Here is a 14,313-nt window from a genome sequence, read left to right on the forward strand (position 1 = left end):
TCACACCTTAAATTTATAGAAGTGATTTACTGGATTTTGTCCGCCGCCGATGATGACCGCGTTTTTGATAGCGTTAAAGATATAATCATGCGCATTTTTCACGCTCTCTTTTAGACTAAGCCCATTTGCTAAATTTGAAGCGATCGCACTTGATAGTGAGCAGCCTGAGCCGTGTGTCGCGGTCGTTTTTATGCGCTCGTCGCTAAAAATTTCATACTCTTTGCCATCATAAAATATATCAAGCGACTTGCCTTCTATCTCGCCACACTTTAGATAAACGCTCTTTGTGCCAAATTTCAAAAGATCCTTGCAAGCCTCTTTTAGCTCGCTCTCGCCCTTTAGCTCACGCTTTAAAATTTCGCGCGCTTCAAAGATATTTGGCGTGATCACGCTCGCAAGTGGGAAAAGCTCCTCCACGATCGCGTCTTTTGCAGTGCCCTCTAGCCAGATGTCGCCATTTTTACAGCTCATGACAGGATCAAGCACGACTGGTGGTAAATTTTTCATCTCTCTTAGCGTTTTTGCGACGCTTTTGATGATCTCAACGCTTGGGACAACGCCTATTTTTATCACATCAACTCTTATATCATCAAATATCGCTTTTATCTGATCCTCGATGAGCTTAGTATCGACTAGCTGCATGCCAAAGATGCCCTTTGTATTTTGAGCAGTGATCGCAGTGATCGCTCCCATCGCATATACGCCGTGTGCTATAAAGACCTTTATATCAGCTAAAACTCCAGCTCCGCCACTTGGATCAACCCCTGCTATACTTAGCGCATTTTTCATAACCGCTCCTTTAAATTTATTTTAATTCATCGCCAACGCTAAGGCGCTTACCATTTATATATGCTTTTGCGTTTGTTGGCTTTTTGCTTGGCTCTTGAAGCTCGTAAATTTTAACCGCCCCACCTTTGCAAGCAACCACGACGTGGTCCTTTTCTACGCTTAAAATTTCTCCACTTTTGCCACTTTTGTCGCTTAGCTCAAGCGATAAAATTTTTAGCCCACTTGCCAAATAAAGCCCTGGCCAAGGTGTGAGCGCGCGAAATTTATTATAAATTTGCCCCGCCTCTTCATCAAAGCTAAAAAGTCCGTCGCTCTTGCTTATCTTTTTGCAGTGCGTGGCCTGCTCGTCGTCTTGTTTTTGTGGCTTTAAATTTTCAAAATTTTTAAGCACTTTTACGATTAGCTCACCGCCAAGCTCGCCTAGCTCGCTAAAAAGCTCGCTTGACATCTTGTTTTCGCAAGGCGTGTAGATGAAGTCTAGCATATCGCCAGTGTCAAGGCCAGCGTCCATCAGCATAGCTGTGACGCCAGTTTGCTTCTCGCCTGCTAGGATCGCGCTTTGAATGGGGCTTGCGCCTCTATATTTTGGCAAGATCGAAGCATGTAAATTTATACAAGTCGCCACGTCAAGCACACTCCCAGGCAAAATTTTGCCATAAGCTGCCACTACGATAAATTTAGGCTCAAATGCCTTTAACTCGGCAACCACCGCCTCATCTTTTAGCGTATTTGGTGTAAAGACTGGCACGCCTACTAGCTCATTTTGCGCGTAAATTTTGACCTCGCTTGGGGTTAAAATTTGCTTTCTGCCAACTGGCTTATCAGGCTGGGTAAAGACCGCTTTTATATTAAAGCCAGCTTCTTTTAGGTGCCTAAGTATCCTAACGGCATAATCAGGCGTCCCCATAAAAACTACATTCATCACTTTCCTTTAAATTTCAACGACTTTTATTTTGATCTGCGTTTTTGCTGCTTGGCGGCCAAGAGGCGCATGGATCTTTCTGCCAGCTAATCTTTTGCAATACTAAATTTCTTAGCTCATTAACGCTAACTTTGCCACTACGATCAAGATCCAGCCTTTTAAATTCCTCACTAGTGCATAGATCTGGCGCTATTTTTAGTTCAGGTGGCGCCTTGCACGCCACCCACTCATCTAAATTTAGCATGCCATCGCGATCTATGTCATTAAAATCCAAAAGCATATATATTGGATCCGCTGGATCACAGCTATATGCACCAAGACAAAATAGCATAATGTAAAAAATTTTCTTCATTTTATACTCTTAAAAATCTCTGTTCAAAGCACTAAAAATTCGCAACTCAAAGCTCCTTTTTTAGCAGCTCAAGCAGTGCAAATTTAAGTTCGTCGATGTTCTCGTTTGTCGCTGATGAGATTGGCAAAACAAAGTATGGTTTTTTCGCGTCAAAGCTGTATAGGTCTTGCTTATAGACAAATTTACCAACTTGTTTTGGCTCTAAATTTATGCTTTTCATAAATTCTTTTATATTTTCATCTAAATTTTCAGCCGCATCGACTCTGGTGATAGCGATCGCATAGTCCCTGCTAGCAAGCACACTTGAAAATTTAGCGACCTCCTCTTTTAGCACGCTAAACTGCTCGCTCATGCTTCTGTAGTTCGCACTATCTATCATAAAAAGCAAAATTTTATTTCTCTCGATGTGCTTTAGAAACTGCACGCCAAGGCCGCGTCCATCGCTAGCTCCCTCGATGATGCCAGGGATGTCAGCCATGACAAAGCCGCTAAACTCATCGACTTCAACAAGTCCGAGCTTTGGCGTAAGCGTGGTAAATTCGTAGTTTGCGATCTGTGGTTTGGCGTTTGAGACGGCTGAGATGAGGGTTGATTTGCCCACATTTGGAAAGCCAACAAGACCCACGTCAGCTATTAGCTTTAGCTCGAGCCTGACCTCTACGCTCTCTTCTGGCATACCCTTTTGAGCGTATTCTGGAGCTTGGTTGATAGAGTTTTTAAAGTGAAAATTTCCTAGTCCGCCCTTGCCGCCTTTTAAAAATAGCGTCCTTTGCCCCTCTTCTACCATGTCGCAAAGCAGCTCGTTTGTCTGCGCGTCATAGACTGCCGTTCCTGGTGGCACGATGAGCTCTAGGCTCTCGCCCTTTTTGCCAGTCATTCTTTTGCCCATGCCAGCCTCGCCGTCGCTTGCTCTCATCGCCTTTTTACCCTTGTAGTTTGCTAGTGTGTGGGTGTTGTTGTCGCAGACAAAATAGACATCTCCGCCGTCACCGCCGTCTCCGCCGTCTGGACCGCCTAAAATGACGTGCTTTTCGCGGCGAAAGCTTACTGCACCAGCTCCGCCATGCCCTGAGCTTAGGGTTAATTTCACGCTATCTATAAACATTTTTTACCTTAAATTTATCTATTATTTAGTTTGAATTTTAGGCGAGATTATATCTCTTAAATGATTAAAATTTGTTTTGTATTCAAAATGTTATTTTTTTCTTGCCACATCATAAATTTATAAAATCAGCCAAATTTTTGCCTAAATTTCATAAAATGGCACAAAAGGATAGAGAATGAAAACACTTACGATTATTGATACTTTTGGCTTCTTTTTTAGGCTTTACTACGCTATGAGCGGGCTTAAAAACAGAGATGGCAAACCAAGTGGTATGATAAGTGGCTTTGCAAATTTCATAGCTAGCCTAAAAGATGAGTACCAAAGCGACTACCTCATCTTCGCACTTGATAGCAAGGGCAAGACCCTGCGCCATGAAATTTTAGGCGAATACAAGGCAAACAGGAGCGAGCCGCCAGCTCAGCTAAAAGAGCAGCTGCCAGTTTGTATAGATATGATAGAAAAAATGGGACTTTACAGCCTTAGCCGCGAGGGCTACGAGGCCGATGATATCATCGCAAGTGCGGTTAAAATTTGCAAAGATAAAGATATATTTGTGCGAATAGTCACGCACGATAAGGACCTTTATCAACTCATAGAAGACGGCAAAGTGAGCATCTACAGCCCACAAAGCAAGATCGACCACGATAGCGCTAGCTGCTTTGAAAAGTATGGCGTCTATCCAGCTCAGGTGAGAGACTTTCTAGCCATCGCTGGCGACAGCTCAGACAACATACCAGGCGTCAAAGGTATCGGCGCAGTGGGAGCTAAGAAGCTTTTAGCCGAGTATGGTAGCTTAGAGGGAATTTATGAAAATTTAGCCCTTCTTAGAAACGAGCGCACCAAAAATATGCTAGCAGCCGCAAGAGACGAGGCGTTTTTGAGCAAAAAACTAGCCACGCTCTTTGATGACGCGATCACTTCACTTGATCTTGAGCAGTCTAAATTTCCAGAGCAAAATCCTTTGATAAATATCTCAGAAATTTTAAAAGAATACGATCTAAACAGGCTTCTTAAGAGCTTGCAAAAAGAAGAAAATGCTGAATTTAAGCTTGGCTTTAGAGCAAATTTACTACTTGATGAGGCAAGCATCGAAAAACTGCTCTCTAGCGTCACACCAGAGACCATCGTCGCCTTTGACACCGAAACCACGGGCGTTGATAGCAAGAGCGCAAAGATCGTTGGTTTTAGCTTTTGCTTTAACGACGAGGACGCCTACTACGTGCCAGTGGCTCACAACTACCTAGGCGCGCCAAAACAAATCGACCTAAAATTTGCCACTTGGGCGGTAGGGCAAATTTATAAAGGCTGCGTGATCGGACAAAATTTAAAATATGACTTTGAGATCGTGAAAAACAACCTTGGGCTCAACCCACCAGCAAATTTTAAAGACACGATGATACTTGCGTGGCTTAGCGATCCAAACTCAAGTGTGGGCATGGACGCGCTGGCAAAGAGACTTTATGACTACGACACGATCAAATTTGAAGATGTGGTCAAAAAGGGGCAGACTTTTGGCGATGTGCCGCTAGAAAATGCTGCTAAATACGCGAGCGAGGATGCTTGGATAACGCTTAAATTTTATAAAACTTTTTTAAACACGCTTGATAAAAATTTACTAGCCCTTGCCGATACGCACGAGTTTCCTTTCATCCTCACGCTCTTTGACATGGAGCAAAACGGCATCAAGATAAATGAAGCTAAGATGCAAAAGCTCATCCTTGAAAACGACACCAAACTAAAGGCACTAACAAGTGAAATTTACGAGCTAAGTGGCGAAAATTTCAACATAAACTCCGTAAAACAGCTTGGCGTCATACTTTTTGAACACCTAAAACTCCCAACCAAAAAGAAGACAAAAACAGGATATAGCACCGATGAGAGCGTGCTAGCTGAGCTTACGGACGCTCATCCAGTGATAGAGAAAATTTTAGCTTACCGCGAGCTATATAAACTGCAAAGCACCTACTGCGAGCCACTTTTAGCACTTGCGAAAAAGGATGAGGGCTCGCGAATTTATACGAGCTTTTTGCAAACTGGCACGAGCACTGGCAGGCTTTCAAGTAAAAATCCAAATTTACAAAATATCCCAGCACGCGGCAGCCTCGCAAAGGATGTCAGAGAGTGCTTTGAGGCGCGCGAGGGGTATAGCTTTGTGGGGCTTGACTACAGCCAGATCGAGCTTAGACTGCTAGCTCACTTTAGCCGTGATCCTGCGCTGCTTGAAGCGTTTAAAAATGATGAGGATATCCACGCAAGGACGGCTATTAGCATATTTGGTAGCAGCGACGGGCAAAATAGAGCCGTGGCAAAGAGTATAAATTTTGGCCTGATTTACGGCATGGGCTCAAGCAAGCTGGCAAATCAAGTAAATATCACAAGAGCCGAGGCAAAAGAGTATATAGAGCGCTATTTTAAGGCATTTGCGACGATCAAAGAGTTTTTAGAGAGCATAAAAATTTCAGCCAAAAACGATGGCTTTGTGCAGACGCTACTTGGCAGAAAGCGCTACTTTGACTTTAAAAGTGCCACACCTATGCAAATAGCCATGTTTGAGCGCGAAGCGGTAAATACGGTCTTTCAAGGCTCAGCAGCAGATCTAGTTAAGATGGCGATGGTAAAAGTTAGAGCAAATTTAGATGAGAACGCAAAAATGTTGCTTCAGATACATGACGAGCTGATCTTTGAAGTAAAAGACGAATTTGCGCAGGAATTTGGCAGAGCGACACAAAAGACGATGGAGGAAATTTACACGTTAAATGTGCCACTTAAAACATCGCTAAATATCGCCAAAAACTGGGGTGAGTTGAAGTAGAGTAAATTTTAGGCTGGCCTATCTAAATTTAAATGAGCTAGCCTATTTTTACCTTGTAATTTAAACGGCATATTTAAAAGGTAAATTTTAGTGCGTTTTGCTTTTTTGCATAGATAAATTTTCAAACATATAAGCCAAAATGCAGCCAGCTAAATAACAAATAATGTCCGCCCAGTCAAATGTCCCACCAAAAATTATCCGCAATATTGAGCTTTTGACAGCTAAAATTTCAAGAATTTTGAGGTATTGCAAAGCTTCTATAAAAAGTGAAATGGCAAAGACAAAAATGGCTAAATTTATAGGAGCTACCCTAAATATAGCTCGCCCAAACGCATAAAGCATCGCAGTAGCTAGCACATCGCCGATATAGTGTCTTATAAAACCGCCTTTTATAAAGATAGCAATGTAAATTTCTATCACCAAAATAATAACGCCAGTCACCGCCCAACCTACTCTTCTTTTTTGGCTAAACTCATCTTTTTTTACAGGCAAATTTATAGCTTCTTTAGCATCTTCTTTCAAATTTATCCTTTTAAATTTATATCGCAGATTTTAACACAGATAAAAAATGCTTCTCAGATTTTAGGATTATATAAAATAAAACTTAAATTTTTTTATTAATAATTTTTAAAAACAAAGCATGAAAAATTTAGATTTTATAGTTTATACAAAGTAAAATTTATAAATTTTAAAAGAGTGGTAATGATGCAGAAATTTAGACCAAAACCACCTAACACAAGCTTTTATCTAGTGCAAAACTCTCGCTTTTGTCAAATTAATCTTAAAATATAAGTTTAATCTCAATTCATAAGAGATATAATCAACATTAAATTTACATTTAACTTAGGAGGTTTCATGGATTTTCTCATGAATTTGAGTGAAGGCATGCAGTTTGCTATCCAGCTTCTCATCGTCCTTATCTGTTTGTTCTACGGAGCTAAAAAAGGCGGTATAGCGCTTGGTATGCTGGGCGGTATCGGTCTTGTAGTTCTCGTTTTTGGATTTAACATCGAACCTGGTAAGCCTGCCATCGATGTTATGCTAACCATCCTTGCTGTCGTTGTGGCAAGTGCTACACTTCAAGCTAGTGGCGGTCTTGACGTTATGCTTCAAATAGCAGAAACCATACTTAGAAAAAATCCAAAATATGTAAGTATCTTAGCTCCATTTGTAACATGTACGCTTACTATTTTATGCGGAACTGGACACGTTGTTTATACCGTGCTTCCTATCGTTTATGATATCGCTATCAAAAACGGCATCCGCCCAGAGCGTCCAATGGCTGCAAGCTCTATCGCTTCACAAATGGGTATCATCGCTAGCCCAGTTTCAGTCGCTGTTGTAACCCTTACTAGCTTTCTTATCAATGCTAAAACTCACTTAGCTGGCTTTGATGGATACTTGGACCTTTTAAAGATCACTATCCCATCAACATTTTGTGGCGTTCTGGCTATAGGAATTTTTAGTTGGTTTAGAGGCAAAGACCTTGATAAAGATGAAGTCTTTCAAGCAAAGCTTCAAGACCCTGAGTTTAAAAAATACGTTTATGGCGACAGCGCAACACTTCTAGGCAAAAAACTTCCTATGCACCAATGGGCTGCAATGTGGATATTTTTAGGCTCTATCCTTGTAGTCGCACTTCTTGGATACTTTAAAGATCTTCGCCCAAGCTGGCCTACCTATAAAGACGCAACAGTCGTTCAAATAGTAGCAAACCTTCCAACTGAGCAAAAAGTCTTAAAAACCTTAAAAATAAAAGACGCCAGCATCCAAACTGAAGCTGCTGAGCTAAAAGTTTCAAACGACAAGCTAAACTCAAATCAAAAAGCTCAATCAGTCAAAATCATCGGCAAAGATGCAAATCAAACTCTTACTCGCACAGCTGATGGTGCAGTAACATATATAAATGAAAAAGGCGCAAAAGAGGAATTTCAAGGCGCTTATATTAACATAAGCAACAAACTAGCCTCTTCAAAGAGCCTAAGCATGGTTCATGTTATCCAAATTTTCATGCTTTTAACAGGTGCCATCATCTTGATATTTACTCCAACAGATGCTAGCAAGATCGGTAAAAACGAGATATTTAGATCAGGTATGATCGCTCTTGTTGCGGTATTTGGTATCTCTTGGATGGCTGAGACAATGTTTGCAGTGCATACTCCGATGATGAAAGAAGCACTAGGTGGCATCGTAAAAGAGCATCCTTGGACCTATGCGGTTATGCTACTTATCATCTCTAAATTTGTTAACTCTCAAGCTGCAGCTTTGGTTGCGTTCGTGCCATTAGCACTAAACATCGACGTTAACCCTGCTGTAATCCTAGCCTTTGCGCCAGCTTGCTATGGATACTACATCCTACCAACATACCCAAGCGACCTTGCGGCTATTCAGTTTGACAGAAGCGGCACGACACACATTGGTAAATTTGTTATCAACCACAGCTTCATCTTGCCAGGACTTATCGGCGTTTTAGTCTCTTGTATATTTGGCTATATCTTCGCTACAGCTTTTGGCTATCTATAATAGATAAATTTCTTGCTACCTTTTGGTGGCAAGAAATTTCTTCATCAAAGCTTATCTTTAAATTTCTGCTTATTACTCATATAAACAAAGCTTAGCACTTCAGCCACAGCCCTAAAAAGGTGCGCTGGTATCGTATCATCGACCTCACAAACTCTATAAAGCTCCCTTGCAAGAGGTGGATTTTCATAAATTTGCACTCCGTTTTCAACCGCTACCTTTTTTATCTGAAGCGCTAAGAAATCAACCCCTTTAGCAAGTATTATCGGTGCCTCGTCGCGGCTTTTGTCGTATCTGATCGCCACGGCGTAGTGAGTTGGGTTTGTTATGACGACGTCAGCTTGTGGGATATTTTGCATCATACGGCGCTTGGCAGCACGCATTTGCGCTTGGCGTATCCTACCTTTTACCTGCGGATCACCCTCCATCTGCTTATACTCGTCCTTGATCTCTTGCTTGCTCATGCGAAGGTCCTTAAAATACTGAAAACGCACGATAAGCAGGTCAGCAAGGCCGATCACAAAAAGTATAAAAAGCATGACGCTAACTAAGATGATGAGCTTCTCTTTTAGCCACGCAAGCTGGTCAAACATAGAGAAAAATAGCGTGTGCGGAAGCTCTTTTATAAACTGCAAGAAAAAGTAAAATCCAACTCCAAAGACGATGCTTACCTTAACGACGATCTTGACGCTCTCGATCGCCTTTTTCATTGAAAAGAGGTTTTTTAGCCCTTTTAGTGGATTTATCTTGCCAAAATTTGGCGTTATTGGCTTTGTGGTAAATATAAAACCAAACTGCATTACATTTGCGATTATGCCAGCAACCGCGACGCAGATGCAAACTGGCAGGATCATCAAAAGAGCCCTGCCAAATGTATTTACAACGATCATTTTTACCGTTGGCAAAGTCAGTGGCTGACCGATAAATTTAGAGTAGTAAATGTAAAGCGAGATGACCTGATCTTTCATAAAATTTAGCATCGCAAGCAGCACGCCAATAGCAATAACTAGGGTCACAAAGCCTGATAGGTCTTGACTTTTGGGGACGTTGCCGTCCTTTTTGGCATCTTCTATCTTTTTGGGGGTCGCTTCTTCGGTTTTTTCCTGATCTTCGCCTGCCATTTTTGTCCTAGGGTTGCTTAAATTTGGGGCGATTATAGCCAAAATGCGGTTAAACTATCCGCTAAATTTAAATTTTGCAATTCAAAAAACTAAGCCATTTTAGGCGTTTTTGGCTAAAATTAGCAAAAATAAGGAGTATGCAAAATGTCATTTTTAGAAAGCTTATTTAACATTTTCAAAGCCAAAAAACCACCAAAAAGCGATGAAGAGCTACTTTTAGACGAGTATGCAAGCATTTACGCTGAAATAAAAGAGAAAAATTTAAACGAATACGACTTTTTATGTGAGCTCATACGATTACTCTCTTTTTCAAGAGCTAGACGCTACGACTTTTGCCTTGAAAAGTGCCTAGCTGATGGCGACGCCGAGGCACTAAATGATCTCATTTTTCAATACGCTAAGCTAAATTTACTCCCAGGATGTAGCGGTGGATACGATCAATGCGAGAAGCTCATACCGGCATTTTTTGCTATCGCTTATGGCGACACAGATAGCATGGCAAGCATCTTTCCAAAAGGTCTGCCACCTAGCAAAAACGGCTATAAATTTCTATGCGTCATGCACGATCTGCTCACAGCGATACTTTGGCAAGATGAAAATTTACTTGCCCCTGCCCTAGAAAAAGCACGCGCTTTTGCAGAGTCTAAAAAGCCGGCAAACGAAAGAGAGGCGGTTAAATTTGTGCTTGCCTTGCATGAAAAAGATACGGCTGCCATGAGCGAGCATTTGCAGAAATTTTGCTCCACTTTTGGCAGGACAGATGCGCCCAAATTTGAAAAACGCCTCTACATTTTCGCGCACGGACTTCACGCTTTGGCGCGCTACTTTTTACCGCTTGAACTCTTTAAAGAGATAAAACTACCAAAGAACGAAAATTTCAGTAAATTTTACGCAAAGAGGCTCTTTCAAAATGAAATTCCCAAGCCAAAACTTTATTTTACTTTTCCACCTGAGCTTGAGCTGATAAATGTGATCTTAAGCGCACCAGTAGCCAAGACGCTGATATATCAGCCACATTTGCCAAGTGACAAAACATTTTTCTTAGATCACACATCTATGATAAGAAATTTAGCTGATGAGATCATAAGATCAGGGGCATTAAAGTAGAATTTATAAACTTTTGGCTAATATTCACACCTTACAACCAACAAAGCTCCATAAATCTTTTGCAAAAAAGTGCTTTTTGGTCTTACCAAATTTTAGAAAGGTAGAGTATGTCAAAATACGCTATATTTAAGCATGGCGGTAAGCAATATCGTGTTAGCGAGGGCGAGTTCCTTAAGCTAGATCACTTTAGTGCTGAAGCTAAATCAACCGTTGAGATTACAGAAGTTTTAGCTGTAAACGACGGCGAAGTAAAGGTAGGTGCGCCATTTGTTAAGGGTGCAAAAGTTGTTCTTGAGGTCGTTAATGAAGGCAAAGACAAAAAAGTAGTTATCTACAAAAAACGCAGACGTAAAGACTCAAAACTAAAACGCGGCTTTAGAAGACAATTTACACGTGTAAAAGTCGTAAGTATCGCAGCTTAAGGAGATAAGATATGGCACACAAAAAAGGTCAAGGTTCAACCCAAAATAACCGTGATAGTATCGGACGCCGATTAGGTGTTAAGAAATTTGGTGGCGAGTTCGTTCGTGCTGGAAATATAATCATCCGCCAAAGAGGAACAGCAACTCACGCTGGAAACAACGTAGGTCTTGGCAAAGATCACACTATTTTTGCATTAGTCGATGGCTTTGTAAAATTTGAAAGACTTGATAAAAACAGAAAAAAAGTATCTGTTTATCCAGCTGCATAACCCCAGGGGCATTCGCCCCTTCTCTTTTTAAATCCACTTAAAATTTAATTTATCTTTTCTAATTCTTTGATTATTTTTATAGCTCTATTTTGCCAAGTATTTTTACTCATACTTTCATAGGCATTTTTTGAAATTTTATTTAGCTCTTCATTGTTTAAAGTCTTTATATAGTTAAATTTCTCTTCTAAACTTTTTTCATCACCCGCTTCATATAAAAAACCGTTTTCGCAATCTTTTACTATTTCAGCAACTGGTGGGAAATTTGGAGCTAAGACAACATTTGAATTTGCCATATATTCAAAAAGCTTTAATGGAGTGCTATAAAGCGAATAATCACTTTTTACACTAGGTATTATCAAAATAGTATTGTTTTCAATAAGACTTTTTACAACTTCATTTTGAGGCAGCAATCCTTTAAAACATACCAAATTTTCAATCTCTCTTTCTTTAAGAGTGTTTTTTAAAGTCATAAAACTATTTCCGCTATTTTTGCCATAAAGTTCTAGTTTTATACTAGTTTTTAAGGCAAAATCTAGCATCAAATCAAGGCCTTTCCATAACAAGAATGAGCCATAATAGTTTATACTTGAAAAATCAAAATCTTTCTTCTTAAAATCATAATCTTGCTTACAACCATTATAAACAACTGCTGAATTTACTATTTGTAAGCCAAAAAATTTTCTAAGCTCGTTTAGCGTACTGCTATTGTGCGAAAATACAAAATCAGTATTTTGTAGTATCTCTTTTTCCATATCATAAAGTGCTTTGTTACCCAAAGTAAAACACTCATGCGCTTCAAATACAACCTTTTGATCGGGCATTTTATTTTCTAGTAAAAATTTAGCTATCTTTAAATGTCTCGTATAAAATATTGCGTCTTTATTTGAGTAGTTATTTATTATCTTTTTTAGAAAAAAATTAAAAATTTTATTACTTTTTAAAAATAGAATCTTTTTTCTTACAAACAATATGTCATTAGCTTTTAGCTTTAAAGCGAATTTCTCATTTACCTCATTTAAATTTAAAGGAGACTGCGGTAAGACCAGCTTAGCATCACACATATTACTAAGCTCAAAAAATGTATTTAGTATTGCTATCTCTCTTGCATTACCTTGCGGAATTTGTTCTGGATATATGTAAAACAGTTTCATAAATCACTCCTTATTTTTGCACAAAAACACTATAAAAAGACCAAGCATTACATAAAGATGAGTAAAGTACATAGTTTCAAATAATCCCCTAAATATATAAGTGCAAAGTATGCTTCCAAATATTGCTATATAAAATTTGTTGTTTGACAAATACCTTTTAAAAGAAACAAAAAGCATATAAAAAACAAGCGCAACAAAAAAAGCAGTACCTACTACACCGTAATGATAATACTGACCAATAAATACTGGCTCGTCATGGAATGGCTTTTTAGTACCGTCAGTGCCTATACCAGTTGGGCCAAGGTCATCATTATTAATATTTTTGTCATTTAAAAATTTAGTATATTGTTTACCACCAAAGCCTATACCTATATAAGCTCTATCAGAGTTAAAAAGAAGCGGCAACCTCTTTGTTAAAATATCTCCTCTACCAGAAGTATAAAATCCTTGCGCAACTTTTAACTGCAAAAGCGTAGAGTTATGATAGACGCAAGCAGAGGCGGCAAGTAAAAATAGACAAAATATCATGGATTTTTTATTTATAAGATTAATTTTTTCATTTTTAAAAGTTAGAGCCAACATAACCATCAAACTTAGAGCAAGTGCAAGCCATGAGCCCCTAGCTCCTGTAAGCAAAATAAAAATTAAACTAACAATAATGTTAAAAACTATGATAAAAAATTTATAAAATTTATTTTTGATAAAAAATATTGAGACTAAAGAAAAAATAAATAAACTATCAAAAAAGCCTGCATAAAATCTATCTATAGGTTGCGTCCATTGGTCTTTTTCATTTTTTAAATTTAAAAGAGTGCCATCTTCTATCCCTTTTACAAAAAAATGTATATTATCTATACTGAGTGCTGCAACCATAGCAAAAAATAACCATTTTGAGTTTTTATAGCTACCATCATGCCAAAGAAGAACGATAAAAATAAATATAAACGCTCTTTTAAATTCATTAAGCGCTGAAAGTGCTGTATTTTGCGTAGCATCATAAGGAAAAAATGATATGCCAAAAACATATAAATTTAAAAGCAAAAATAGCAACAAAATAGCTTTATTGTTCTTTTCATTGTTCTTTATATTTTGTACAACATTTTTAGTATCGACTGCAAAAAGGATCAATGTTAAAAATAGAGCTAAATATATGGCTAAATTTTTAATAGCAGTTATGTGTTCGTTATATTGACCTATCAAAAAAAGAGATAACAAAAGTAGAATTGAACTTTTTAAAAATGTTATCAAATTTGATTTATTTTGAAGTGTCATTCAACACCTCTTTATAAAATTTTTGTATATCCTCGGCGATCTTATCCCAAGAAAAATTTTCCTCACACATTTTTCTAGCATTTGAGATTATCCTGTGTCTTTCTGGATATTTTAAGTTTAATATATATTCTTTTACCTTTTTAGCAAAATTATCAAAATCAAAAAGTTTGCAGTTTTCATTATCCACCATGTATTCTTTACTACCTTCACTGGCTCTTGCTATAACAAAACTCTCACAGCTCATGGCCTCTATGCCAACCATGCAAAACGACTCTTTGTCATTTAAAGGGATGATTGTAAAATCAAAGTCATTATATGCTGCGTGAACTTTATCTGGTGAGATATTGTCAAGAAATTCTATATTGTTTAGATTGTATTCTTTTATCTTTTTAACAAGACTTTTATAGTATTCATAATTATCTTTTCTTTTAATTATTTCACCTATTATTTTAAAATTGTACTCAGGTAAAT

Annotated in this window: 14 protein-coding genes; 5 read left to right on the plus strand and 9 right to left on the minus strand. The window is 38.6% G+C overall.

Translation table 11 applies throughout. The features are described from left to right. Genes thiD through obgE form a run of 4 tightly spaced genes read right to left on the minus strand, consistent with a single transcriptional unit; the run spans position 1 to position 3,168 of the window. Positions 1–789: a bifunctional hydroxymethylpyrimidine kinase/phosphomethylpyrimidine kinase gene (gene thiD / locus G6W43_RS01950; RefSeq protein WP_103632512.1), complete on the minus strand. Its 789-nt coding sequence runs from the start codon at positions 787–789 to the stop codon at positions 1–3. Positions 790–805: 16 nt separating this feature from the next. Then, entirely contained in the window at positions 806–1,711 is a 906-nt protein-coding gene (gene fmt, locus G6W43_RS01955) for a methionyl-tRNA formyltransferase (RefSeq protein ID WP_103645657.1), read from the minus strand. A gap of 16 nt (positions 1,712–1,727) precedes the next feature. Then, complete coding sequence (locus G6W43_RS01960; protein ID WP_103632510.1) at positions 1,728–2,063, minus strand: EF-hand domain-containing protein; 336 nt, start codon at positions 2,061–2,063, stop codon at positions 1,728–1,730. 46 nt (positions 2,064–2,109) lie between these two features. Continuing rightward, the gene (gene obgE, locus G6W43_RS01965) at positions 2,110–3,168 is read right to left on the minus strand and encodes a GTPase ObgE (protein ID WP_103596185.1); all 1,059 of its coding nucleotides are present in this window, start codon (positions 3,166–3,168) and stop codon (positions 2,110–2,112) included. Between the two features lie 175 nt (positions 3,169–3,343). On the opposite strand from obgE, the gene polA reads away from it, so the two are divergent. Then, positions 3,344–5,980, plus strand: a complete 2,637-nt coding sequence (gene polA / locus G6W43_RS01970) for a DNA polymerase I (RefSeq protein ID WP_194169014.1) — start codon at positions 3,344–3,346, stop codon at positions 5,978–5,980. Between the two features lie 87 nt (positions 5,981–6,067). Here the strand turns inward: polA and G6W43_RS01975 are convergent, their stop codons facing one another. After that, on the minus strand, positions 6,068–6,502 hold the full coding sequence (locus G6W43_RS01975) for a DUF2809 domain-containing protein (protein WP_223232037.1): 435 nt from the start codon (positions 6,500–6,502) through the stop codon (positions 6,068–6,070). A 333-nt stretch (positions 6,503–6,835) separates the two neighbouring features. Here G6W43_RS01975 and G6W43_RS01980 point away from each other — a divergent pair, with 333 nt between their 5' ends. Continuing rightward, entirely contained in the window at positions 6,836–8,503 is a 1,668-nt protein-coding gene (locus G6W43_RS01980; protein ID WP_103645655.1) for an anaerobic C4-dicarboxylate transporter, read from the plus strand. A gap of 44 nt (positions 8,504–8,547) precedes the next feature. On the opposite strand, the gene flhB is transcribed toward G6W43_RS01980, so the two are convergent. Continuing rightward, complete coding sequence (gene flhB / locus G6W43_RS01985; RefSeq protein WP_103612126.1) at positions 8,548–9,621, minus strand: flagellar biosynthesis protein FlhB; 1,074 nt, start codon at positions 9,619–9,621, stop codon at positions 8,548–8,550. A gap of 144 nt (positions 9,622–9,765) precedes the next feature. On the opposite strand from flhB, the gene G6W43_RS01990 reads away from it, so the two are divergent. From G6W43_RS01990 to rpmA, 3 genes are all read left to right on the plus strand, one after another. After that, positions 9,766–10,728, plus strand: coding sequence for a hypothetical protein (locus tag G6W43_RS01990; RefSeq protein WP_103617709.1), 963 nt, complete (start codon positions 9,766–9,768; stop codon positions 10,726–10,728). Positions 10,729–10,835: 107 nt separating this feature from the next. Continuing rightward, the gene (rplU, locus tag G6W43_RS01995; protein ID WP_002942523.1) at positions 10,836–11,150 is read left to right on the plus strand and encodes a 50S ribosomal protein L21; all 315 of its coding nucleotides are present in this window, start codon (positions 10,836–10,838) and stop codon (positions 11,148–11,150) included. Positions 11,151–11,161: 11 nt separating this feature from the next. Beyond that, on the plus strand, positions 11,162–11,419 hold the full coding sequence (gene rpmA / locus G6W43_RS02000) for a 50S ribosomal protein L27 (protein ID WP_002942569.1): 258 nt from the start codon (positions 11,162–11,164) through the stop codon (positions 11,417–11,419). A 44-nt stretch (positions 11,420–11,463) separates the two neighbouring features. Here the strand turns inward: rpmA and G6W43_RS02005 are convergent, their stop codons facing one another. The 3 genes from G6W43_RS02005 to G6W43_RS02015 all read right to left on the minus strand — a co-directional run. Beyond that, positions 11,464–12,570: a glycosyltransferase gene (locus G6W43_RS02005; protein WP_103617708.1), complete on the minus strand. Its 1,107-nt coding sequence runs from the start codon at positions 12,568–12,570 to the stop codon at positions 11,464–11,466. 3 nt (positions 12,571–12,573) lie between these two features. After that, positions 12,574–13,842, minus strand: coding sequence for an O-antigen ligase family protein (locus G6W43_RS02010; protein WP_103612123.1), 1,269 nt, complete (start codon positions 13,840–13,842; stop codon positions 12,574–12,576). Continuing rightward, a partial coding sequence (locus G6W43_RS02015; protein ID WP_194169015.1) for a glycosyltransferase occupies positions 13,826–14,313 on the minus strand: 488 nt, incomplete at its 5' end. The genes G6W43_RS02015 and G6W43_RS02010, both read right to left, overlap by 17 nt.

The sequence above is a fragment of the Campylobacter concisus genome, assembly GCF_015229965.1.
In the GTDB taxonomy this organism is placed as follows: domain Bacteria; phylum Campylobacterota; class Campylobacteria; order Campylobacterales; family Campylobacteraceae; genus Campylobacter_A; species Campylobacter_A concisus_BD.